The following is a 21,460-nucleotide window of genomic DNA, read 5'->3' on the forward strand; positions in this document are numbered from 1 at the left end:
CTTCCGGCAGACTCGGTCGAGCGTCTATCCCGCAGGGTCAGCTTTAATCTACTAACTTAGTAGAATTTAGAATAAACTGTTTTGCGGCTTTCTCGGTCAGGCGCTAAAAATTACGACGGATCAAGGCTGTTTCTTATGCCGCTCCGGTCGTCTCACCGTCAAAGTAGAATTTTTTTCTCTTGGCCTTCGCAGTTGCGAAAAAGCGATTGCCTGCCGTTCGGCGACGCGCGAGTGCTTGCCTTCTGATTTTGGGCGTGGCCGCGTAAAACTGCCAAACTATTCCAATATTGCTCATTGCCATGTCGTCAGCCAACGCCAAGCTCAATGCCTTTCCCGTCTTCATGCGGGTCGACGGCGAAGCCGTAGCCATCATCGGCAATGGCGAGGAGGCGCTCGCCAAGGCGCGGCTGCTTTCGCAATCGAGCGCGGTGTTGCGCATCGTTGCCGACGATGCCAGCGACGGCCTGCTGGATTTCATCGCGTCGGCCGGCGCTGTTCACATCAACGCAGCTTACGAGGCCGCGCATCTCCAAGGAGCCGCCCTGGTGTTCGCCGCCAGCGGCGACGAGGCGCTCGATCGCTGCATCGTCGAGGACGCGCGGCGGCTGGGCATTGCGGTCAATGCCGTGGACCGTCCGGAGCTGTGCGATTTCTTCACCCCGGCCTTGGTCAATCGGGCGCCGGTGGCGATCGCCATCGGCACAGAGGGCGTCGGACCGGTTCTGGCGCAGATGCTGCGCGGGCGCATCGACCGCATGCTGTCGCCGTCGCTCGGCCGGCTGGCTTCACTTGCCGCGTCTTTCCGCGCCGCCGCCGAGACGCTGCCGAAAGGCAATCGGCGCCGCCGCTTCTGGAGCGATTTCTTCGCCGGTACGCCGGCCAAGGCCATCGAAGCCGGCGATCCCGCCGAGGCGCATGACGCGGCGCTCGAGCTTTTGGCTCACGATGCTCCGGTCGAGGGACATATCGCGCTGGTCGGCGCCGGTCCGGGTGCGGAGGACCTTTTGACCTTGCGCGCGCATCGCCTGCTGTTGGAGGCCGACGCCATCGTCTACGACGCGCTGGTGCCGGAGGCGATCGTCGCCATGGGCCGCCGCGACGCCGAGCGCCTGCCGGTGGGAAAACGCAAGGGCTGCCATTCCAAGAGCCAGGAAGAGATCAACGCACTGCTCATCGAGCTGGGCCGCGCCGGTAAGCGCGTGGTGCGGCTGAAGTCCGGCGATCCGCTGGTGTTCGGCCGTGCCGGCGAGGAAATGGCGGCGCTGCGCGAGGCCGGGGTCGCCTATGAGGTGGTTCCGGGCGTCACCGCCGCCTTCGCCGCCGCCGCCGACTTCGAGCTGCCGCTGACGTTGCGCGGCGTTTCGTCCTCGATGGTGTTCACCACCGGCCACGACCTCAAGGGCAACTCGCTGCCCGACTGGGCCAAGCTTGCCATTTCGGGCGCGACCGTTGCCGTCTATATGGGCCGTTCGGTGGCTGCCGAAGTCGCCGGCCGGCTGATCGAAGCGGGACTGTCGCCGGATACTGCAGTTGCCGTCGTCGAGAATGCCAGCCTCGGCAACCGTCGCCGTTTCCACGGCACGCTTGCCGACCTGCCGTCGGTGGAGGAGCGCGCCGATCTCACCGGACCGGTGATGACGATCATCGGCGACGCCGTCGCCGGCGCCAATTTTGAACAATCCGAGCCGCTCGCGGCACATAAGCATGAGGGCGCGGCTTCAGCCGTGGCCGAAGGAGTCCGGCAATGAAGGTTCTCACCGCGAACAGGCTCTCCGACGGCATCGCCGTCTGGTACGCCGCCGGCGGCTGGGCGGAGACGGTTGGTCACGCCGATATCGCGCATGACAAGACGGCGGAGGACCGGCTGGAAGCGATCGGTGCCGCGGCTGGCGCCAACAATGAGGTGGTCGACGTCAACCTGATCGACGTTACGGTGGTCGATGGCCTGGTCGAGCCGGTGCGGCTGCGCGAAAAGATCCGCGCCGCGGGCCCGACCATCCGCACCGATCTCGGCAAGCAGGCGAGCCCGGAAGCGGCACGGGCGGCTTAAACCCAAGAAAAGCAGCGGGCGGACGCGCCCTGAAAGACGAAGCATGTACCGTTACGACGAGTTCGACCAGGATTTCGTTCACGCCCGTGTCGCCGAGTTCAGCGACCAGGTGCAGCGCCGGCTTGCCGGCGAGATCACCGAGGACCAGTTCCGGCCGCTCAGGCTGATGAATGGCGTCTATCTGCAGTTGCACGCCTATATGCTGCGCATCGCCGTGCCCTACGGCACGTTGAACAGCAGGCAATTGCGCATGCTCGGCCACATCGCGCGCAAATACGACAAGGGCTACGGCCATTTCACCACGCGCCAGAACATCCAGTTCAACTGGCCGGCGCTGTCGGACATCCCGGCGATCCTCGCCGATCTGGCGAGCGTCGAGATGCACGCCATCCAGACCAGCGGCAACTGCATCCGGAACGTCACCGCCGACCATTTCGCGGGGGCCGCCGCCGACGAGGTCGCCGATCCGCGTCCTTATGCGGAAATCCTGCGCCAATGGTCGTCGGTGCATCCCGAGTTCTCGTACCTGCCGCGCAAGTTCAAGATCGCGGTGACCGGTGCCGAGCGCGACCGCGCCGCCATTCAGACGCATGACATCGGTCTGCATCTGAAAAAGAACGCCGCCGGCGAGCTGGGCTTTGCCGTCTACATAGGCGGCGGCCAGGGCCGCACGCCGATGGTGGCGAGAAAGATCCGCGACTTCCTGCCGGAGGCGGAGTTGCTGTCCTACTGCACGGCCATCCTGCGCGTGTACAACCTCTATGGCCGTCGCGACAACAAGTTCAAGGCGCGCATCAAGATCCTGGTGCACGAGACCGGCGTGGAGGAGATCACCCGCCAGGTCGAGGCCGAGTGGCAGGAGCTGAGGGACGCCGAGCTCAAGCTGCCGGACGCCGATATCCAGGCGATCAACGCCTATTTCGCGCCGCCGGCGCTGGTTTCCCGTCCGGAAGGCGATGATGCGGTGAAACAGGCCAGGCTCGATTCCAAGAGCTTTTCGGAATGGCTCGACCAGAATGTCGTGACGCATCGCCATCCCGACTATGCGGCGGTGACGATCTCGCTCAAGGGCATCGGCGAGGTGCCCGGCGACGCAACGGACAGCCAGATGGAAGCGGTTGCCGACATCGCCGAGAAATACGCCTTCGACGAATTGCGCGTCAGCCACGAACAGAACCTGATCCTGCCGCATGTGGCGCGCGCCGACCTCAAGGCGGTCTACGACGCGCTGGTCGAGATCGGCCTGGCGACAGCCAATTCCAATCTGATCAGCGACATCATCTCGTGCCCGGGCCTCGATTATTGCGCGCTGGCCACGGCGCGCTCGATCCCAGTAGCGCAGGAAATCTCGCGCCGCTTCGCCTCGCTGGAGCGGCAGCGCGAAATCGGCGAGTTGAAGCTGAAGATCTCCGGCTGCATCAATGCCTGCGGCCACCACCATGTCGGCCATATCGGCATTCTGGGCGTGGAGAAGAAAGGCACCGAGCTCTATCAGGTGACGCTCGGCGGTTCGGCCGACGAAAACACATCCGTCGGCGAGATCATCGGCCGCGGCTTCTCCTCGGATGAGATCACCGATGCCATCGAGCAGATCGTCGATACCTATCTCGGCCTTCGGCTCAGTCCTGACGAACGTTTCATCGACGCCTACCGCCGTGTCGGTCCCGCGCCGTTCAAGGAGGCGCTCTATGCTGGCGAAACCAAGGCCGCTTGACCGGACAGGCGAAGTCGAGACCGGCGTTGCCGCCGAGGCAGCGGGGCTCGACGCGCTGTTGGGCCATCTGAAGCCGATCGAGATCATCGAACGATCGGCGCACGAATTCCGCGGCGCGGTCGCCGCGGTGTCTTCCTTCGGCGCGGACTCTGCCGTGCTGCTGCACATGATTTCGGAGATCGACCGCGCGCTGCCGGTCATCTTCCTCGACACCGGCAAGCATTTCGAGGAGACGCTCGGCTATCGCGACGCGCTGGTCGCCGATTTCGGCCTCACCGACATCAGGGTGATCAAGCCGGAAGAGACCGCGCTCCAACGCGTCGACCCGACCGGCAGGCTGCACGAGACCGACACCGATTCCTGCTGCAATGTGCGCAAGGTCGAGCCGCTGGCGCGCGGCGTCGAACCGTTCCGCGCCTGGTTCACGGGGCGCAAGCGCTTCCAGGCTTCGACGCGCACGGCTTTGCCCGTCTTCGAGGCCGTCGGCTCGCGCATCCGCATCAATCCGCTGGCGCATTGGACGACATCGGACCAGGCCGACTATATGCGGGCGCATGCGCTGCGCGAAAATCCGCTGGTCGCCTATGGCTATCTCTCGATCGGCTGCTTCCCTTGCACGCAGCCGGTGCAGCCGGGCGAGGATGCGCGCAGCGGCCGCTGGGCGGGGCACGCCAAGACCGAGTGCGGCATTCATTTGTCGGGGCTGGAAAAGTCGCTGACCGACGCCTCACTTTAGGATACGCCGATATTCAGGTGATGCCGGCCTGCAAATGGCGACTTCCTGCGCTTCCGGTGCTCACGTACTTCAAGTACGCTCCGCTCCGGTTCTCGGAAGCCACCATTTTCGGCTCGGCCTGACCTGAATCTCGACATATCCTTGGGACTCTTTGGAACTTTAGGAATTTTGATGACTGGATCGACGACAGCGGGGACCCGCCTCTGGACCCGTGACGGTTTTCGCGAGGATGAGTGGACCCACGTCGAAAGCGCCGAGGCGCTTGCCGGCAACGGCCGTTTCATCCTGCCTCTGCAGGCCTTTCTCGGGCTGGATGAAGACGTTCGCAAGTCAGCCAAGGAGCGTCTCGGCGTCCTGCTGCAGCCCGGCGACGAGCTGGACAAGATAACTGGCCTGCTCGACCAGCTGTCGCTGGTGGCGCTGGCTTTCCCGGCCTTCAATGACGGCCGCTCTTTTTCCAAGGGCGAATTGCTGCGCGCCCGGCATCAATTCAAGGGCGCGGTGCGCGCCACCGGGCAGGTGCTGGTCGACCAGCTGCCGCATATGCTGCGGCTCGGCTTCGACGAGTTTGAGGTCTCCAATCCGGTGCTCTTGAAGCGGCTGGAGGAAGGCCGAACCGGCGGCTTGCCGCTTTATTACCAGCCGGCGGTGGAGGTTGAGCCCAAAGGGCCGAAATATTCCTGGCGCCGCAAGCGCCCGGGCTGACGCTAGGCTACCGCCCGCCTAGTTGTCGTTAAGCTGACGATCTCCAAATCTAATTGGCGTTGTGTCAAGGCGGCTTCCGCCATCAACCATTGCCCAAACAAGGCAAGTTTGCGGGCTGAAAGCTTGTCCTCTGGGCATACGAGATACCAGCCGGCCGTGTTGGGGTGGTGGACCGCGAAGGGGGCCACCAGCCGTTCGGCGTGGATGTCGCTTGCCATATAGGCGCGATTGGCGACCGCAAAGCCCATGCCGGCATTGGCCGCCTCGTAGGACATCATGCAGCTGTCGAAATAAACGCTCCTGGCCTCGCCAAGCACGAAGCTCGCATCGGCAAAATCGAGCCACGCCTGCCAGTTCTGCGTGCAGGTTTCGGAATGCAGCAGCGTGAAGTAGCGCAGGTCTTCCGGCGTCACCTTCGACAGCGGCTTGTCGCCCAGCACTTCGTGGAAGAGCTTGCGGTTGCAGACCGGCGTCAGGTCCTCCTTGAATAGAAGTTCTGAATTGAGGCCGGGGAAGTTGCCATCGCCGTAACGGATCTCGAGATCGTATTCCGAGGTCGAGAATTCATGCGTGGCGTAGGAGGTCGCCACCCGCATCTCGATGTCGGGATATTGCCGCTGGAAGGCCGTCAGCCTGGGAAACAGCCAACGCGCGGCAAAAGTCGGCAGCACGCAGATCCGCAGCACATGCGCCTGCGACTGGCCGGTAGCCTCCATGCTGGCCGTGACGATTCGCTCCAGTGCCTCACGCACGCGCGCCACATAGGCCTCACCTTCCGGCGTCAGTGACACGGTATTATGACCGCGCTCAAAAATCTTGAAACGCAATTGGTCTTCGAGGCCCTTGATACGCTGGCTTACCGCAGAAGGTGTGATGAATTGCTCTTCGCCGGCCCGTGTGAAGCTCCTATGACGAGCGGCGCTTTCCACAATCTTCAACGAATTAAGATTAACGCGGCTAAGCAAGCGCATAGCAATTCCTCAGGCTTTCATCGATCTAGTATTCCTGGGTAGCTTCATTGATTTTGCATTCACCCAGAAAGTGAGAATTAGACTTGAAAGAAAAGCAAAATTGCACAGCAATCCCATGAAGACGATTTGATCAAATGAAATCAGCCTGCTCCATACGTCGAACAGCGTGTCGCAGCCTGCAAAGAGTTTGCAGATAGACAGTGCGCTCTCGCGCGCAGAGCCGATAGCCCATAGAACTGCGGGGAATGCTGCTACACTCGAAATGTCAATTCGATCTGACATCTCTTTCTCCAATCGTGCACAATCGCTGACTCAGTGGCTCGTCAGCCGGTTTGTAAACTTGTCTCATTGTCATCGATGTCCAGATTCCGAGCAATTTAATAAATCTAATGTCCGTAGCGTGCGTGCGGTCTTCGCTCGAGCAGATAGGGGTTCCCGGCCCTGTCGGACCATGGATGTCGGGTGGGTTGATGTTTCCTGGCGTTCAATCACGAGGGAGGAATTGCTTATGGGGCGGCTTCTTACAAGCCTCGCGAATAGGCCTTCTCTGACGGCGTTGGGGTGGTCGACACCTCGGTGGTAGCCACCCTGATCGGCGGCAACACCAATGCGCTACGATGATGATTGCCGAGGAGTCCGCGGACATGATCCGGGTGGTCACCTGATTATTGTCTGCTTGGCCGGACCAGATTTTTCTATTTTTCCTTCGCGGCGCCCTTCTTATAAGCATACTGGTGAGATCCAATCCATCTGGTCTGACCAATTATGCGATTTTGACTTCCCCTTTGTCAGGCCAGCCCTTAGTATAGGCCCATTATTTCGCGCTACGAAATAATGGCCAGCTAAGGGAGGAAGCAGCATGGCAGGCAAGAAGATATTGATGCTCGTTGGCGAGTTCAGCGAGGAATACGAGATTTTCGTCTTCGAGCAGGCCATGCACGCGGTCGGCCACACCGTCCATGTCGTGTGCCCGGACAAGAAGGCCGGCGACGTGCTCAAGACCTCGTTGCACGACTTCGAGGGCCACCAGACCTATACCGAAAAACCTGGTCACGATTACATCCTCAAAAAGACCTTCGCCGAAGTGAACCCAGCCGACTACGATGCTGTCTATGCGGCGGGCGGCCGCGGGCCGGAATATATCCGCATCGACAAGCGCGTGCAGGCGCTGGTCAGGCATTTCCATGAAACCGGCAAGCCGATCTTCACCATCTGTCACGGCGCGCAGATCCTGATCGCGGTCGATGGCGTGGTGCGCGGCAAGGAAGTGGCGGCGCTGCATTATTGCGAGCCGGAAGTGACGCTTGCCGGCGGCATCTATATCGATGTCGCGCCGACCGGCGCGCATGTCGACGGCAATCTGGTTTCAGCCAAGGGCTGGCCGGGCCTAGCCGCCTTCATGCGGGAATGCCTGAAGGTGCTCGGCACCGAGATCCGTCACGGCGAAGTGCTGATGCGCGACGACAGGAAGGCGGCCTGAAACTTGTCAGTTGCGGCGCGCGGCTACTGACGCCGCGGGTCGTCCGCGTTCTCCGCCTCGGCGCCGTCGAGGCGGTCAAGCAGGTCGGTCAACTGCCGGGGCATCTCCCTTTCCAGGCGAAATACTGGCAAGGTGCGCAGAAAGCGCTTCGTCGCTTCGCTGCCCGCCTGCCGCCTGATATCGTTGGCCAATTCGGCGCGCCTGTTGCCGTTGTTGCCGTTCATCGTCCCAAAATCCTGTGTCGGCTTCGAAACTCCCGCGGGCGGTTCATGGTTCCCGTGGCAGTGCTCGAGAGCAAGCAAAGCTGCGTGATACGGTAAAGTTTGAATTAATTTGGAACGGCAGCCTGCCACCAGCCGCCTGCGCTTGCCCCTTGATTTTTGCCCTCCAAACCTCGATATCGGGCGCAAATCCAGAGCAATTCGAAATGACGGGAAACGCGATGAGCGACCAGGCAAAAGACGAACGCACGCCCGAAGAGATGGAAGCCGCCGAGGCTTCCGGCGAGCGTGCGGAGGGCGGTGTCGACGGCGACTACGAAGCGCTGGTGCGGCTGCTGAAGGAAAACGAGGAACTGAAGGACCGCGCGCTGCGCGCGGCGGCCGAAATGGAGAATTTGCGGCGGCGCACCGCGCGCGATGTCCAGGACGCCCGCGCCTATGCCGTCGCCAATTTCGCGCGCGACATGCTGTCGGTGTCCGACAATCTGCGCCGCGCGCTGGACGCGATTCCCGCCGAGGCAAAGGCCAGCGGCGATGCCGGCTTCAAATCGCTGATCGAAGGGGTCGACCTTACCGAGCGCGCCATGCTTTCGGCGCTGGAGCGCCACGGGGTGAAGAGACTCGCGCCCGAAGGCGAGAAGTTCGATCCGAACTTCCACCAGGCCATGTTCGAGGTCCCCAATCCGGATGTTCCCGCAGGCACTGTCGTCCAGGTTGTGCAGCCAGGCTATTCGATCGGCGAGCGCGTGCTGCGGCCAGCGATGGTCGGCGTCGCCAAGGGCGGCCCGAAGGCGGCCGCCGAGGCCAAGGTCGAGCCGGGCCCGGTGAACGAGCAGGCCGAGAAGGATGCGTGAGAGGGAGTAGCGAATAGGAAGTAGTGAGTAGGGGCTGATATTTATCCGCGGCTTCGTGCTATTTCCCTACTCACTATTCGCTACTCACTACTCGCTCGCCCATGAACCCCATCGCGTTGCTCGACTATGCCGGCGTGGCCGTCTTCGCGGCGACGGGCGCGCTTGCCGCATCGCGCAAAGAACTCGACATCATCGGCTTTCTGTTCCTGGCCTGCGTCACCGGCATCGGCGGCGGGACGCTGCGCGACGTCATCCTCAACCTGCCGGTGTTCTGGGTCGCCAACAGCGGCTATGTGCTGATCTGCGCCGTCGTCGCGGTGCTGGTCTTCTTCAGCGCCCACCGGTTCGAATCCCGCTACAAGCTGCTGCTGTGGCTCGATGCCGTCGGCCTTGCCGCTTTTTCGGTGATGGGCGCGGCCAAGGGGCTGGCGATCACCGGCTCGCCCGTCGTATCGGTCATCACCGGCGTCTTGACGGCGACCTTCGGCGGCATTCTGCGCGACCTGCTTGCCGGCGAGCCATCGGTGCTGCTCAGGCCCGAAATCTATGTCACGGCCGCTCTTGCCGGCGCCGCCATCTTTACCGTAGGCGATCTTGCCGGCCTGCCGGCGCTGGCGTCCAGCCTGCTCGGCTTCGCGGGGGCATTCGCGGTGCGCGGCGGAGCGCTTAAATTCGGCTGGTCATTTCCGGCCTATAAGAGCCGGCCGGGGCGAAGGCCGGAAGATATTCCCTGAGGGAGCGAGTAGCGAATAGGGAGTAGCGAATAGGGGTTGAACGGAACAGATCCCGCCACTTTCTTCTATTCGCTATTCGCTATTCGCTATTCGCTATTCGCTATTCGCTATGCCGCGAAACGCTGCCCTTCGCCGCCATAGTAGTTGACATAGCGGGCGCCGATCTCCTTGACCGGCATGACGACGAAGACGTCGACGGTCGAGAATTCGTGGTCGATGACGCAGCCGTCGCCGATGCGGGCGCCGACGCGCAGATAGCCCTTGACCAGCGGCGGCATGGCGGCGATCGCCGCCTTGGCGTTCACCGCCTCGATCGGCATCAGGTCCATCGAGCAGTAACGTCCCGGAACCGCGCGAACATCCCAGGCGGAGTTGGTGCGGCAATGATGGGCGAGATAGGTCAGCGCCTCGGCATGCGCCGCCGGCACGATGCCGTGGAACGAGGCGCAGCCGGTCATCACGCCGATGTCGTAGTGGTTGATATAGGCCCAGATGCCTTGCCAGAGCGCCTCGATGGTGCGCTTGGAGCGGTATTCCGGCAGAACGCAGGAACGGCCGAGCTCGAGGAAGCGCTGGCCGGGATGCCGCGCGATCAGCTTGGTAAGCTCGAACTCGCCCTCGGAATAGAAGCCGCCGGCCGTCGCGGCGATTTCCTGCCGCAGCAGGCGGTAGGTGCCGACGATGCGGCGGTGCTCAGGGCCGGGAAGGGAATTGTCCAACACCAGAAGGTGATCGCAGAGCGGGTCGAACCGGTCGGCGTCGCGCCGGTCCTGCACCTGGAACAGGTCCTTCCTCGCGCCAAGCTCGTCGTAGAATACCCGGTATCGCACTTCCTGGGCGGCGGCGATCTCGGCCTCGTTGCGCGCGAGCCGCACTTCGAGATTGCCGATGCGGCCCAGCGGAGCGCCGCTTGCGACGGCGTCGGCGGTACGGGCGGCGAGCAGGGCGCCGCCGGCATTCGGCCGAGTGTCACATTCAGGCACGACTGTATGCACGAGTGATTCTCCTTCGAGCCATCCCTCTTGGCACGGGGATACGGTGTAGGTGCAACAGGATTGTGACAGTACCGTGATACGACGTGGCGAGCAATACTTTGTCGGCTGGGCAATACACTCAACCGGCTATCTTGTGATCGCGAAAGCCAAGCAAGCCAAGGCGTTCAACGGTTAGAAATTTCCTCAGGCGGCAACCTGGCCCTCGACCGCCTGGACGAGCGCGTCCGGGTCGAGCGGCTTGGTCACGAAACCGCTGGCGCCATGGGCAAGCACGGCATGCCGGGTCTTTTCCTGGCTGTCGGCCGAAAGCACCATGATCGGAATCGGGGGCATGGCCAGGGACTCTTCGTGGCGACGTATGGCGGCGATCGCGTCCAGCCCGTCCATGACAGGCATATGCAGGTCCATCAGCACCACATCGAAGCGGAACTTGAGGCCGGCATCGGTAACGGCATCGACCGCGGCCTTGCCGTTGCCGACGATCTTGACGCGGTGTCCGGCCTTGAGCAGCGTGGCGCGGGCGAGCATGGCGTTGATGTCGTTGTCTTCCGCGATCAGCACCGACAGGCCCTGGTCGCGCTTGCGCACCGAGGGGGCTCCGCGCGGCTTCGGCAGCGGCTTGGCTAGCGCCGAGCCATGGCTGGTCAACAGCACGCGCAGCAGGGTCTCGCCCCGTACCGGCCGGGCCAGGAAGGTGGCATAGCCGCTGGCCCGGAATTCGCCGAGCATGCCGCGATCCGTCGGCGCAATCAGGGTGATGGCCTCGCAGTCGGCAAAGCCAGAATCGCGCAGCCGCTTGAGCAGCCTCCCGTCGCTGTTTTCGAGCGCGGCATCGATCAGAAGGACGTTGCAGCCCGCAGCGAAGGGGGCGGCCTGGCTCGGTGTCGTGGCAACCTCGACGATGCCGCCATGGGCCTTGATCGCGCGGGCGATGGCATCGGCCTCGATGGCGTTTTTCGACACGATTACCGCCCGCCGGTCGGCAAGGATGTTGTGGCGATGCGGTGGCGGCTCGGTCGCGGCGACCGCCGGAAGCTCCAGGACGAATTCGGATCCTTCGCCGAGCCGGCTCGAGACCGAGATCGAGCCGCCCATCGCCGTCGCCAGCCGCTTCGAGATGGCAAGCCCGAGACCGGCGCCGCCATGCACCCTGGTCGAGGTGCCGTCGGACTGCTCGAATTCCTCGAAAATGCGCTCCATGTCCTCTTCGCGCAGGCCCGGGCCGGTGTCGGCGATGGTGAAGCAGATACGGTCGGTGGTTTCGCTGCGGGCGCGCGCCACGGTCAGCAGCACCCCGCCCGTGTCGGTGAACTTCACCGCATTGCCGATGAGGTTGAGCAGCACCTGGCGCACGCGGCCTGGATCGGCGGTGATCATCTGCGGCACATCGGGCTCGACATGGCAGCCGAGGCCGATGTTCTTGGCGAAGGCCTTTGCGGCCAGAAGTTCGATGATGTTGTCGGCGATCTCGCGCAGCGAGGTCGGCTGGGGCTCGGGTTCGAAGCGGCCGGCCTCGATCTTGGAATAGTCGAGCAGGTCCTCGATGAGCGCGAGCAGCGCGCTGGCCGAGGTGGAAACGGCGCCGACATAGGTGCGCTGTTCGGGCGAGAGGTCGGTATCGGCAAGCAGCTTCGCCATGCCCATGATGCCGTTCATCGGCGTGCGGATCTCATGGCTGACGGTGGCGAGGAAGCGTGACTTGGCCTGGCTGGCATATTCGGCCCGTTCGCGCGCGGTGATCAGCGAGGATTCGGCGCGCTTGCGGGCGGTGATGTCGCGGGCGATCGCCCGGTGCGAGACCGCGCCCGTGTCCTTGTCGCGCACCGACAATTCGATCCAGGAGAACCAGCGTGGTCCGTTCGGGGTGCGGATCGCGACATCGGTCGAGCTCAGGCATTCATGATCGGAGAAGGCGGCGTCGGGAACGATGCCGACATCGATGCCAAGCTCGGACAAGGTCTTGCCGGCAAGATCGCGCGCATCGAGCTCGACAAGCGAGGCAAAGACGCTGTTGGCATAAACGATGTGGCCGTCGCGATCGCGATGGACGACGAGGTCGCCCAGCGCGTCGATCAGGCCGCGGAAGCGCTCCTCGCTCTCCTGCATCTCCCACATGCGGTCGGCGAGGGTTTCGATCTCGGCGCGGCTGCGCGCGGCGGTCTCGTCGAGAAGCGCTGCGGTGCGGCGCTCATCGCGACGGCTGCGCAGATGCATGGCCAAGCCCGCAAAGGCTATGGCGGCGAGGCCGGCGGTGATGATGAGCGGCGCTCCGGTGAGATGCGCGAGCCCCGCCATGATGGCGATGGCGGCAACGATCGTCAGGAAGAGCAGGCCGTCGTGGCGGGCCCCCGGCAGGTCGGGAGCCAGCGGCGGCGCGACGAGCACCTGCCGCTTCGGCGCATCGGGGATGAGCCTGTCAGCGCCGGCGGCTTTGCTGTCCTGTCTGATGTCGGAGACCGCGACCATGCGCAGACCATGCCAGACAGAAATTATGGAAGGCTGGGAGGGATCGTTCGAATTTTAGCGAATCGCGCGGATTCCGACCGCCCGCATGCGCGGGCGAAACCGAGCTTCGCGAGGTCGTTGCGAGCTACATATCGACAACGACGCGACCCCTGACCTTGCCTTCGACGATATCGCGCGCGGCGGCGACAATGCCGTCGAAACCGATCGTGCGGGACAACGTCGACAGCTTCTTGGAGTCGAGGTCGGTGCCGATGCGGCGCCATGCTTCCAGGCGTACCGGCTTCGGCGCCATCACCGAATCGATGCCGAGCAGCGAGACGCCACGCAGAATGAAGGGCGCGACGCTTCCGGGCAGATCCATGCCGCCGGCCAGGCCGCAGGCGGCGATCGCGCCGCCATAGGAGGTCATCGACAGCACATTGGCCAAGGTATGGCTGCCGACCGAGTCGACGCCGCCTGCCCAGCGCTCCTTGGCGAGCGGTTTCGCGGGCTGGCTGAGCTCTTCGCGCGAGATCACCTCAGCCGCGCCAAGGTCGATCAGATAGGGGCTCTCGGCGTTGCGGCCGGTCGAGGCGATGACATGGTAGCCGAGGCTCGACAGGATCGAGATGGCGACCGAGCCGACGCCGCCGGCAGCGCCCGTCACCACCACGGGACCGCGGTCCGGCACGATTCCGTGCCGCTCCAGCGCCATGACCGAGAGCATTGCCGTGTAGCCCGCCGTGCCGACAGCCATCGCATCATGCGCGCTCATGCCCTCGGGCAGCGGCACCAGCCAGTCGCCCTTGACGCGGGCGCGGCCGGCATAGGCGCCGTAATGCGTCTCGCCGACGCCCCAGCCGTTGAGGATCACCTTGTCTCCCTTGCGCCAGTCGGCATGCGAGGAGGAGATCACGGTGCCGGCGAAATCGATGCCTGGAACCAGCGGCCAGCGGCGCACGACCGGGGCCTTGCCGGTGATGGCGAGCCCGTCCTTGTAGTTCACCGTCGTCGCCTCGACGGCGACGGTGACGTCACCTTCCATCAGGTCGGCCTCGGCGAGGTCGACGACATCGACGGACTGCTTCTTGTCCGCATCGCGCGAGACGAGGATGGCTTTGAAGGTGTCGGGCATGATTTTCTCCTCGCCTCTGGCTGATGAGGAAGTCTGCGGTTTCAACAGCGTGAGGTCAATTGCCAAGGTCCTGGGACTTGGCTTCGCGCCGCCAGCCGATCAGTTCGTCGAAGACGACAAGCGCTGCGCCGACCGAGATGAAGGTGTCGGCGAGATTGAAGACCGCGAAGGACCAGACGGGCGTGTGGAACAGGATGTAGTCGATGACGTGACCGTAGACGGCGCGGTCGATGAGGTTGCCGAGCGCGCCGCCGATGATCAGCGCAAAGCCAATACGAGCGACGACATGGCCGGCCGACGTGCGCGTGGCGAGATAGAGCACGAAGGCGACGACGAGCACGGCGATGACCACCAGGCCGGTATCGCCGAAGGACTGGAACATCGAGAAGGCGATGCCGGTGTTGTAGGTGCGGAACAGCGCCAGGAACGGCAGCAGATCGACCTTCTCCTGAAAGGCGAGACCGTTCTCGACCAGCTGCTTGATCCACTGGTCGAGCGCGATGGCGATGACGACCAGCACGATGTAAGGCGACCAGTATTTCATTTGGCGGTTCTCATCGGATGTCATTGGCAGGCTCGAGCTTCAACGCGCCGCGCCGGATCTCGAACAACATCACGCCGGTGGCGACCGCCAGATTGAGCGAATCGGCCCGGCCTGCCTGGGGAATTCTGAGCAGCCGGTCGCAGCTTTCAGCGAGACTGTCCGGCAGGCCCTGCTGCTCGTTGCCCATCAGCAGCAGGACCGGTCCCCTGGAGAAATCGACCGAGCGATAGTCGACCGCGCCCTTGAGATGGGTTCCGGCGACAAGGCCGGAGAAATCGCGGCGCCAGGCGAGGAAGGCCTGCTCGGTCGCCCTGGCGACCGGCACGGCGAAGATCGAGCCCATGGTGGCGCGCACCGTCTCCAGCGAGAACGGGTCGGTGGTGTCGCCGACCAGGATGACGCCCTTGGCGCCGACGGCGTCGACGGTGCGGATCACGGTGCCGAGATTGCCGGGGTCGCGCACCCGGTCGAGCGCCACCCAGACATCGCCGTCCCTGGCGCGGATGTCCTTCAGCGGCACCGTCTGCTGCGCAAAGACGCCGACCACTATTTGCGGGTTCTCACGGCGGGTGATGGCAGCGAGCACCTTTTCGGAAACTTCGAGCACCATGCCGCCGGCGGCAACGGTCCGCGCGGCGACTTTTTCGACGGCCGGGTTGCCGCGTCCGGCCTTGGCGAAGACCAAGGTCCTGATCGACCAGCCGAGGTCGAGGGCATCGATGACCAGCTTCAGGCCCTCGGCCATGAAGGCGTTCTGCTGGTCGCGGAATTTCTTGAGCGCCAGCGCCTTGATGTCCTTGACCAGGGGATTGGCAAGGCTGGTGACTTCCTTGACCTGCCCGACCGGGCGAGCGCCGTCATGTGCCGTCATTCAAGCCACCCAGCGCGAGAACAGCGAGGTCGACAGCGCGCGGCCGGCGGATTTCTCGCGAATGATCAGCTCGCCGGATTCGACCGTGCCGCCCATACCGGCGAAGGTATCGCGCATCAGCGCATGGATGGCGAAGAAGGAAGCGCGGATCGAATAGGCGGTGAGGACGACGGCGAGCGGTTTCGGCGTCAGGATCGAGCGGCAAAGCTCGGTGAGGCCCGGCAGGTCCTCGAACAATTGCCAGACCTCGCCCTTGGGTCCGCGGCCATAGGCCGGCGGATCGAACAGCACGATGTCGTAGCGGCTGCCGCGGCGTTCCTCGCGCTCGGCGAATTTCATCGCGTCCTCGACGATCCAGCGGATCGGCTTGTCGGCAAGGCCGGCCATCTCCTGGTTCTCGCGCGCCCAGCCGATCGCCTTCTTCGAGGCATCGACATGGGTGACCTCGGCGCCGGCGCGGGCCGCCACCAGCGAGGCGAGGCCGGTATAGCCGAACAGGTTAAGCACCTTGACCGGGCGTCTCGCCGACGCGATCAGTCCCGCCATATGGTCCCAATGCGAGGCCTGCTCCGGAAAGACGCCGACATGGCGAAACGAGGTGAAGCGGCCGAGATAATCGATGCCGTCATGCTTCATCGGCCAGGTTTCGCCGAGCGGCGTTTTGGGAAACCGCCAGCGGCCGATGCCTTCTTCGTCGGTGTCGCCGGTGAAGATGGCGTCGGCGCGCTCCCATTCCTTCGCCGGCAGGGCCCGCTGCCAGATTGCCTGGCCCTCGGGACGCACGATGCGGTACGGGCCGTATTGCTCGAGCTTCTCACCGGCGCCGCTGTCAAGCAGGGCGTAATCGGCGTTTGGCGCGACTTCGAGGATCAACGGCAGGCGCTCGGCAGGCAACGCGCCTTCGCGGCGCGCAAGCACGCGCGGCGCCGGCTTGGCTTCCTGCCGCTCCGCCGGCTTGGTTTCGCGGCGCTCGGCTGGCGCGGCCTGCTGCCGTCCGGCCGCGAACGCATCACGCGGGCGGGGCTGTTCCGCCCTTGCGGGATGCGGGCGGCCATCGCGGCGTTTGTCGCGAAAAGATTTCAAGAAGGGTCATCTCCGGCGGTTCGGCCCGCTTCTGCCACAGCTCAGCCCACCGGCGCAACAAAGCCTGGCTCATTCAATGGTGCTGTCATCAACCATGCCGGATACCGAGCAGGCCGAAACAAAGCGAAACGAAGCCAAGCGCCTTCGCCGCGGCCACCGCCATGTGGCCGGTCTCCCAACGCAGCCGGACGGCCTCGAAATTGTCCGGGATCGGTCCGGGCGCCCAGGTCGCAAGAATGTCGTTGGCCGGCTTGACCAGTCCGAACCAGAGCGCCAGCGAGACGGCATAAAGCAACGCGGCGACGAGCACGAGCCAGAAGTCTGTCGCTTGGCCGCGCAGCATCCAGGCAAGCAGCGCTGGACAGAGGATCGCAGCGACATCCAGCGGTGCTCCGATCACGGCAAAGAGCTGGAACTGCGCATTGAAGACCGTCGCCTCGCGCCAAAGCGCCGGCGACCATTTCGTCAGCCTCGGCAGCGATTCCAGCACATGGGCAAAGGACGGCCCAAGGCTGAGCGCCGCGACGAAAGCGGTCAGCACCGACCAGAACAGCAGGGTCCCGCGCATCTCCATTGTGGGGAGAACGGCAACGGGACGCGGGCGTTCCGTGGCAGAAGGTCGCTTGCCGCGATGTGCAGGCCAGCCCTATTGTCCGGCACGCCGGTTAGCCATTCATGTCCCGTTCAGCCCGCCTGCTCGACCTCGTCCAGATCCTTCGCCGCCACCGCCGGCCGGTGAGCGGCCGCACGCTTGCGGACGCAATCGGCGTGTCGATCCGCACGCTCTATCGCGACATCGCGACGCTGCAGGGGCAGGGCGCGCCGATTGAGGGCGAGGCGGGGCTTGGCTATGTGCTGAAGCCCGGGTTCATGCTGCCGCCGCTGATGTTCACCGACGAGGAGATCGAGGCGATCGTGCTCGGCTCGCGCTGGGTGGCGAAGCAGCCGGACAAAAGGCTGGCGGCCGCCGCGGCGGATGCGCTGGCCAAGATCGCGGCGGCGGTGCCGGATGATCTGCGCGACGATCTCGACGCGACGACACTGCTCGTCGGGCCGCGCTCGGAAAATGCCGAAGCGATCGACCTCGGCATCGTGCGGCAGGCGATCCGGGACGAGCGCAAGCTTGGCTTCCTCTACCGTGACGCGGGGGGAGCGGCATCGAAGCGTCTGGTCTGGCCGTTCGCGCTCGCCTTCTTCGACAAGGTACGGGTGATGGTGGCGTGGTGCGAAACGCGCCAGGATTTCCGGCATTTCCGCGCCGACCGGATGTCCGGCCTGACAGCGACAGACATCCGCTATCCGCGCCGCCGCCAGGTAATGCTGAAGGAGTGGCGGGCGAGCCTTGACACGCCCGGCCGGAACGGCGCGAAAGACGCTTCCGGCTGATCGCTGCTGCCAGAATCTGACAGCAGGTTCGCATATCGTCTCCAAGGTTCAGACACTTTGGAGATCAGATATGACCACGCCGAATTTCGTCATCCTCTATGTCGACAGCCCGGAAAAGAGCGGCGCGTTCTACGCTTCGCTGCTCGGACGCGAGCCGGTTGAATCCTCGCCGACCTTCGTCATGTTCGTGCTCGACAAGGGGTTCAAGCTCGGCCTCTGGTCGCGCCACACGGTGGAACCGGCTGCGGCGGCAGCGGGCGGTGGCGGCGAGCTCGTGATGGCAGTCGAGAACGCGGCAGCGGTCGATGCCACCCATGCGGATTGGGCTGGCAGAGGCCTTAAGGTACTTCAGGCGCCACTAGATCTTGATTTCGGCCGCACCTTCGTCGCGCTCGATCCCGACAATCATCGCCTGCGCGTCTACTGGCCGAATGGGCAGTAGGCAGTAGGCAGCAGGCCTATGTTCCCTGTTGCCTGCTGCCCAATCCCTACTGCCTATTTGAGCGCCTTGTAGACGGCGACGCCGGCGGCGAGATCCTCTACCGCCGCGCCGACCGACTTGAACAGCGTGATCTCGTCGTCGGTTTGCCGGCCCTGTTTCTCGCCACGCGCGAGCTCGTGCAGGTCGGCGACAATCGCTTCCGGTTTCAGCACGCCGGAGGCCAGCGGCTGGACGATGTCGCCTGCCTCCTTGGTGGCGCCGGCGCGGGTGTCGACATAGACGCGGGCACGGACAATGGCGTCATCATCGCTTTCGCGCATCGTCGGCGTGAAGCCGCCGACGAGGTCGACATGGGCGCCCGGCTTCAGCAGCGCGCCCTTGACCAGCGGCGTGTTCGAGATGGTCGCGGAAGCGACGATGTCAGCCTCGGCAAGCTCCGCGTCGAGATCGCCGGCGGCATTTGCCGGAAGGCCTTCGGCGCCCAACGCGGCGGCCACTTTTTCGGCATTGGCCGGCGTGCGGTTCCAGATGCGGATGGATGTGATCGGCCTGACCGCCGAATGCGCCTTGGCAAGGAAGGGCGACAGCGCGCCGGCGCCGATCACCAGAAGCCGCGAGGCGTCCTTGCGGGCGAGATAGGAGGCGGCGAGCGCGGAGGCGCAGGTCGTGCGCCACTGGGTCAGCCGTTGGCCGTCGATCAGCGCTTGCGGCTCGCCGGTGACGCCGTCGAGCAAAAGGTAAAGGCCCATGACCGCCGGCTTGCCGATGGCATTGTTGTCCGGCGACACGGTGACGATCTTGACGCCGATATGGCCTCCCTCGGAGGTGCCGGCGGCGTTGAAGTCGGTCCAGGCCGGCATCAAAAGCAAGGTCGAGGCGGCGCCGTCCGGCCGCTCGACGCCATGATGGTGGCGAACCGGCTGCACGGCGCCATCGCGAAAAGCCGTGCGCAGAGTCTCGACAAGGCCCGGAAAGGTCAGCGCGCGGTCGACCTCGGCGGCCGAAATGGTCAGCATTGAAAGCTCCGTGGTGTCGAAAGGACGCTCGACTATCTTCTACGCAATTCCGGACGGAAAACCGCTACGCACTTTGCCTGGAATTGCTAAAGCGCGTCGCGCTGAAACAGAATCAGGCGGCACGCTTTAAGTCTTTGTTCGATGCATGTCGTTGTCCCAGAACCGCTGCGCACTTCTGGGCGACATGCATTAGTTCGTCGGGTTGGGCAGCGCCGGTCCCTTGGGCGCCACGGGCGTGCGGCTCACCGCCTGGCGCAGGTTTTCCGCCTCGAGGCCGCGCTGGCGCGCGAGCTTGCGATAGCGTCCCTGCTTCACCCAGGTGGCCAGGCTTCCGACGACCATGCCGATGGCCAAAGCCAGGAACAGGAAGATGAAAAGCGGCAGGCTCAGCGTCAGCGCAGGATTGCCGGGATGAAATGGATCAAGCGTGAAGGCGACAGGGCCGCGGTTGGCGACGGCGAGCGCGATCAGGATGACGGCCAGCGGCACGAAGACCACGACGAGGATGAAGCGATTGAACATCAAATCTCCATGGAGAGGCTTCTTGAAGCGCGCATGTCCTTGTCCTGAAACCGGTCTCCACTTTCGGGAGACATGCCTTTAGGCGCCAAGATGCCGTTTCGACCGCCGGCCCGGCGCCTATTTGCCGCCGTTCAGCCTTTCGCGCAACTCCTTGCCGGTCTTGAAGAACGGCACCCATTTTTCCTCGACCTCGACGGACTCGCCGGTGCGCGGGTTGCGGCCGGTGCGGGCCGGACGGTTCTTCACCGAAAAGGCGCCGAAACCGCGCAACTCGACCCGGTTGCCCTCAGCAAGCGCGTCGGTGATCTCGTCAAAGATCGCGCCGACGATGTTTTCGACGTCGCGCAGGAAAAGGTGCGGGTTGCGTGCAGCAATGATCTGCACAAGCTCGGATTTGATCATAGAACATTCCCCGTAAAACCACTGCAACCGATTATCAGGATGATTTTATTGCTTTTTCGGCTCGTCCCAACGGCACCTTAAGGGTGCCAGACCGAAACGAGACCGTCAAGAAACAAGCGGTCGGCGCCAAGTTCGTGAATGATATCGCCGCCGGCATCCGGCAGGCCGAGCGCCTTGGCCGCCACTTTTGCCATCGACTGGGAAAACAGGAAACCGCCACGCCTGTCCTTGTCCTTCCACTCGACGACCTTGAGCTTGCTGTCCACGCCCTTCGTCGCCAGCCAGTCGATCGCCTCCTGCTCGCCGCCGACGGCGTCGACCAGGTGGTTGGCCAAAGCCTGGCGGCCGGTGAAGATCGAACCGTCGGCCAGCGCCAGCGCCTGCTCATGCGTCATCTTGCGGCGATCGGCGACGATGCCGACGAACCAGTCGTAGCTGTCGAGGATCAGCTTGCGCACCATGGCGCGCTCGTCGTCATTGGTCGGCTTGAAGGGCGAGGGCGAAGCCTTGAGTGGCGACGATTTCACCTCCTCCAGCTTGATGCCGAGCTTGTCCATGAGACCGCTGACGTCGGGATACTGGATCAGCACCCCGATCGAGCCGACGATCGATGTCTTGCGGGCGACAATGTGGTCGGCTGCACTTGCGATCATATAGCCGGCCGATGCCGCCAGCGTGCCGACTTCGGCCACCACCGGCTTGTCACCGGCAAGCTTGCGCACGGCGTCGAATGTGGACTCGCCGCCGACCGTGGTGCCTCCGGGCGAATCGATCGAAAGGATGACGCCCTTCACCTCCGGCGACTTGCGGATCGATTCCAGCCTTTTGAGCAGCTCCTCGTCCTCGGTGATGGTGCCTTCAACCTTGACCTTGGCGATGTGGGGGACCGCCCGGCCGGTAAAATTGTCGTCATAGACCCAGGTCGAGAAAGCGATGATCGCTGCCGCCAGAACCAGAAACGCGACCACGCGCCAGAATGTCAGCTTGCGGCGCAAGCGGCGGCGGTCGATCAAGTCGTCGGCTCTCATTGCCATTGTCAGCCTCATGGGTGGTGGGAAAGCACGCTTTTAAAGCAAGCTTCTACACACGGCTACCGTTTCCTGGCGCGGGTCATCCGCTTCACAGAAGGGTGACCCCTCTACTTTCTTGTCCTG

The 21,460-nt window shown here is 63.9% G+C and carries 23 protein-coding genes; 10 read left to right on the top strand and 13 right to left on the bottom strand.

Translation table 11 applies throughout. The features are described 5' to 3' along the window. Positions 1-299 precede the first annotated feature (299 nt). From cysG to LB529_RS17535, 5 genes are all read left to right on the top strand, one after another. On the top strand, positions 300-1,748 hold the full coding sequence (cysG, locus tag LB529_RS17515) for a siroheme synthase CysG (RefSeq protein WP_224711795.1): 1,449 nt from the start codon (positions 300-302) through the stop codon (positions 1,746-1,748). Further along, positions 1,745-2,050: a DUF2849 domain-containing protein gene (locus tag LB529_RS17520; RefSeq protein ID WP_095769245.1), complete on the top strand. Its 306-nt coding sequence runs from the start codon at positions 1,745-1,747 to the stop codon at positions 2,048-2,050. Before cysG ends, LB529_RS17520 begins: the two co-directional genes overlap by 4 nt. Positions 2,051-2,093: 43 nt before the next feature. Next, on the top strand, positions 2,094-3,764 hold the full coding sequence (locus LB529_RS17525) for a nitrite/sulfite reductase (RefSeq protein ID WP_224711796.1): 1,671 nt from the start codon (positions 2,094-2,096) through the stop codon (positions 3,762-3,764). After that, positions 3,739-4,500: a phosphoadenylyl-sulfate reductase gene (locus tag LB529_RS17530; protein ID WP_095769247.1), complete on the top strand. Its 762-nt coding sequence runs from the start codon at positions 3,739-3,741 to the stop codon at positions 4,498-4,500. The genes LB529_RS17525 and LB529_RS17530 overlap by 26 nt, the downstream gene beginning before the upstream one ends. 171 nt (positions 4,501-4,671) lie before the next feature. After that, a complete protein-coding gene (locus LB529_RS17535; protein WP_224711797.1) occupies positions 4,672-5,205 on the top strand; it encodes a DUF934 domain-containing protein in 534 nt (177 codons plus the stop codon). 2 nt (positions 5,206-5,207) lie between these two features. Here the strand turns inward: LB529_RS17535 and LB529_RS17540 are convergent, their stop codons facing one another. Further along, a complete protein-coding gene (locus tag LB529_RS17540) occupies positions 5,208-6,176 on the bottom strand; it encodes a LysR substrate-binding domain-containing protein (RefSeq protein ID WP_224711798.1) in 969 nt (322 codons plus the stop codon). 859 nt (positions 6,177-7,035) lie between these two features. On the opposite strand from LB529_RS17540, the gene LB529_RS17545 reads away from it, so the two are divergent. Beyond that, the gene (locus tag LB529_RS17545) at positions 7,036-7,656 is read left to right on the top strand and encodes a DJ-1/PfpI family protein (protein ID WP_224711799.1); all 621 of its coding nucleotides are present in this window, start codon (positions 7,036-7,038) and stop codon (positions 7,654-7,656) included. A gap of 23 nt (positions 7,657-7,679) precedes the next feature. Here LB529_RS17545 and LB529_RS17550 read toward each other — a convergent pair whose 3' ends face one another. Continuing rightward, positions 7,680-7,880, bottom strand: coding sequence for a hypothetical protein (locus tag LB529_RS17550; protein ID WP_140845241.1), 201 nt, complete (start codon positions 7,878-7,880; stop codon positions 7,680-7,682). Between the two features lie 218 nt (positions 7,881-8,098). Between LB529_RS17550 and grpE the strand changes: the two genes are divergently transcribed. Both grpE and LB529_RS17560 read left to right on the top strand, forming a co-directional pair. Then, positions 8,099-8,731, top strand: coding sequence for a nucleotide exchange factor GrpE (gene grpE / locus LB529_RS17555; RefSeq protein ID WP_224633644.1), 633 nt, complete (start codon positions 8,099-8,101; stop codon positions 8,729-8,731). Between the two features lie 101 nt (positions 8,732-8,832). Continuing rightward, the gene (locus LB529_RS17560; protein ID WP_224711800.1) at positions 8,833-9,465 is read left to right on the top strand and encodes a trimeric intracellular cation channel family protein; all 633 of its coding nucleotides are present in this window, start codon (positions 8,833-8,835) and stop codon (positions 9,463-9,465) included. Positions 9,466-9,572: 107 nt separating this feature from the next. On the opposite strand, the gene LB529_RS17565 is transcribed toward LB529_RS17560, so the two are convergent. The 7 genes from LB529_RS17565 to LB529_RS17595 all read right to left on the bottom strand — a co-directional run bounded on the left by LB529_RS17565 (position 9,573) and on the right by LB529_RS17595 (position 17,112). Beyond that, positions 9,573-10,460: a GNAT family N-acetyltransferase gene (locus tag LB529_RS17565; RefSeq protein ID WP_224711801.1), complete on the bottom strand. Its 888-nt coding sequence runs from the start codon at positions 10,458-10,460 to the stop codon at positions 9,573-9,575. A gap of 183 nt (positions 10,461-10,643) precedes the next feature. Then, entirely contained in the window at positions 10,644-12,926 is a 2,283-nt protein-coding gene (locus tag LB529_RS17570) for a PAS domain-containing hybrid sensor histidine kinase/response regulator (RefSeq protein ID WP_224711802.1), read from the bottom strand. A 124-nt stretch (positions 12,927-13,050) separates the two neighbouring features. Then, entirely contained in the window at positions 13,051-14,040 is a 990-nt protein-coding gene (locus LB529_RS17575; RefSeq protein WP_224532229.1) for an MDR family oxidoreductase, read from the bottom strand. Between the two features lie 55 nt (positions 14,041-14,095). Continuing rightward, positions 14,096-14,584 (bottom strand): signal peptidase II, encoded by a 489-nt coding sequence (lspA, locus tag LB529_RS17580; protein ID WP_224711803.1) that lies wholly within the window; start codon positions 14,582-14,584, stop codon positions 14,096-14,098. A 10-nt stretch (positions 14,585-14,594) separates the two neighbouring features. Beyond that, on the bottom strand, positions 14,595-15,455 hold the full coding sequence (locus LB529_RS17585) for a TrmH family RNA methyltransferase (RefSeq protein ID WP_224532228.1): 861 nt from the start codon (positions 15,453-15,455) through the stop codon (positions 14,595-14,597). Next, positions 15,456-16,538, bottom strand: coding sequence for a class I SAM-dependent rRNA methyltransferase (locus LB529_RS17590; RefSeq protein ID WP_224610870.1), 1,083 nt, complete (start codon positions 16,536-16,538; stop codon positions 15,456-15,458). A gap of 88 nt (positions 16,539-16,626) precedes the next feature. After that, positions 16,627-17,112 (bottom strand): DUF1772 domain-containing protein, encoded by a 486-nt coding sequence (locus LB529_RS17595; RefSeq protein ID WP_224711804.1) that lies wholly within the window; start codon positions 17,110-17,112, stop codon positions 16,627-16,629. 101 nt (positions 17,113-17,213) lie between these two features. On the opposite strand from LB529_RS17595, the gene LB529_RS17600 reads away from it, so the two are divergent. Together LB529_RS17600 and LB529_RS17605 are read left to right on the top strand one after the other, a co-directional pair. Continuing rightward, on the top strand, positions 17,214-17,924 hold the full coding sequence (locus LB529_RS17600; RefSeq protein WP_224711805.1) for a helix-turn-helix transcriptional regulator: 711 nt from the start codon (positions 17,214-17,216) through the stop codon (positions 17,922-17,924). A 70-nt stretch (positions 17,925-17,994) separates the two neighbouring features. After that, complete coding sequence (locus tag LB529_RS17605) at positions 17,995-18,366, top strand: VOC family protein (protein WP_224606893.1); 372 nt, start codon at positions 17,995-17,997, stop codon at positions 18,364-18,366. Positions 18,367-18,419: 53 nt separating this feature from the next. Here the strand turns inward: LB529_RS17605 and LB529_RS17610 are convergent, their stop codons facing one another. From LB529_RS17610 to sppA, 4 genes are all read right to left on the bottom strand, one after another. After that, a complete protein-coding gene (locus LB529_RS17610) occupies positions 18,420-19,382 on the bottom strand; it encodes an ornithine cyclodeaminase family protein (protein ID WP_224711806.1) in 963 nt (320 codons plus the stop codon). A 189-nt stretch (positions 19,383-19,571) separates the two neighbouring features. Next, positions 19,572-19,904: a LapA family protein gene (locus tag LB529_RS17615; RefSeq protein WP_224711807.1), complete on the bottom strand. Its 333-nt coding sequence runs from the start codon at positions 19,902-19,904 to the stop codon at positions 19,572-19,574. A 117-nt stretch (positions 19,905-20,021) separates the two neighbouring features. Then, complete coding sequence (locus LB529_RS17620) at positions 20,022-20,306, bottom strand: integration host factor subunit beta (protein WP_027165368.1); 285 nt, start codon at positions 20,304-20,306, stop codon at positions 20,022-20,024. 77 nt (positions 20,307-20,383) lie between these two features. Then, positions 20,384-21,340, bottom strand: coding sequence for a signal peptide peptidase SppA (gene sppA / locus LB529_RS17625; protein ID WP_224711808.1), 957 nt, complete (start codon positions 21,338-21,340; stop codon positions 20,384-20,386). Positions 21,341-21,460: the final 120 nt, after the last annotated feature.

Source organism: Mesorhizobium sp. CA5 (assembly GCF_020165105.1).
Taxonomy (GTDB): Bacteria; Pseudomonadota; Alphaproteobacteria; order Rhizobiales; family Rhizobiaceae; genus Mesorhizobium.

What these genes read in the sequence shown, in the direction of transcription:
- cysG (WP_224711795.1), top strand. Translation starts at nt 300, where the DNA reads ATGTCGTCAGCCAACGCCAAGCTCAATGCCTTTCCCGTCTTCATGCGG.
- LB529_RS17520 (WP_095769245.1), top strand. Translation starts at nt 1,745, where the DNA reads ATGAAGGTTCTCACCGCGAACAGGCTCTCCGACGGCATCGCCGTCTGG.
- LB529_RS17525 (WP_224711796.1), top strand. Translation starts at nt 2,094, where the DNA reads ATGTACCGTTACGACGAGTTCGACCAGGATTTCGTTCACGCCCGTGTC.
- LB529_RS17530 (WP_095769247.1), top strand. Translation starts at nt 3,739, where the DNA reads ATGCTGGCGAAACCAAGGCCGCTTGACCGGACAGGCGAAGTCGAGACC.
- LB529_RS17535 (WP_224711797.1), top strand. Translation starts at nt 4,672, where the DNA reads ATGACTGGATCGACGACAGCGGGGACCCGCCTCTGGACCCGTGACGGT.
- LB529_RS17540 (WP_224711798.1), bottom strand. Translation starts at nt 6,176, where the DNA reads ATGCGCTTGCTTAGCCGCGTTAATCTTAATTCGTTGAAGATTGTGGAA.
- LB529_RS17545 (WP_224711799.1), top strand. Translation starts at nt 7,036, where the DNA reads ATGGCAGGCAAGAAGATATTGATGCTCGTTGGCGAGTTCAGCGAGGAA.
- LB529_RS17550 (WP_140845241.1), bottom strand. Translation starts at nt 7,880, where the DNA reads ATGAACGGCAACAACGGCAACAGGCGCGCCGAATTGGCCAACGATATC.
- grpE (WP_224633644.1), top strand. Translation starts at nt 8,099, where the DNA reads ATGAGCGACCAGGCAAAAGACGAACGCACGCCCGAAGAGATGGAAGCC.
- LB529_RS17560 (WP_224711800.1), top strand. Translation starts at nt 8,833, where the DNA reads ATGAACCCCATCGCGTTGCTCGACTATGCCGGCGTGGCCGTCTTCGCG.
- LB529_RS17570 (WP_224711802.1), bottom strand. Translation starts at nt 12,926, where the DNA reads ATGGTCGCGGTCTCCGACATCAGACAGGACAGCAAAGCCGCCGGCGCT.
- LB529_RS17575 (WP_224532229.1), bottom strand. Translation starts at nt 14,040, where the DNA reads ATGCCCGACACCTTCAAAGCCATCCTCGTCTCGCGCGATGCGGACAAG.
- lspA (WP_224711803.1), bottom strand. Translation starts at nt 14,584, where the DNA reads ATGAAATACTGGTCGCCTTACATCGTGCTGGTCGTCATCGCCATCGCG.
- LB529_RS17585 (WP_224532228.1), bottom strand. Translation starts at nt 15,455, where the DNA reads ATGACGGCACATGACGGCGCTCGCCCGGTCGGGCAGGTCAAGGAAGTC.
- LB529_RS17595 (WP_224711804.1), bottom strand. Translation starts at nt 17,112, where the DNA reads ATGGAGATGCGCGGGACCCTGCTGTTCTGGTCGGTGCTGACCGCTTTC.
- LB529_RS17600 (WP_224711805.1), top strand. Translation starts at nt 17,214, where the DNA reads ATGTCCCGTTCAGCCCGCCTGCTCGACCTCGTCCAGATCCTTCGCCGC.
- LB529_RS17605 (WP_224606893.1), top strand. Translation starts at nt 17,995, where the DNA reads ATGACCACGCCGAATTTCGTCATCCTCTATGTCGACAGCCCGGAAAAG.
- LB529_RS17610 (WP_224711806.1), bottom strand. Translation starts at nt 19,382, where the DNA reads ATGCTGACCATTTCGGCCGCCGAGGTCGACCGCGCGCTGACCTTTCCG.
- LB529_RS17615 (WP_224711807.1), bottom strand. Translation starts at nt 19,904, where the DNA reads ATGTTCAATCGCTTCATCCTCGTCGTGGTCTTCGTGCCGCTGGCCGTC.
- LB529_RS17620 (WP_027165368.1), bottom strand. Translation starts at nt 20,306, where the DNA reads ATGATCAAATCCGAGCTTGTGCAGATCATTGCTGCACGCAACCCGCAC.
- sppA (WP_224711808.1), bottom strand. Translation starts at nt 21,340, where the DNA reads ATGGCAATGAGAGCCGACGACTTGATCGACCGCCGCCGCTTGCGCCGC.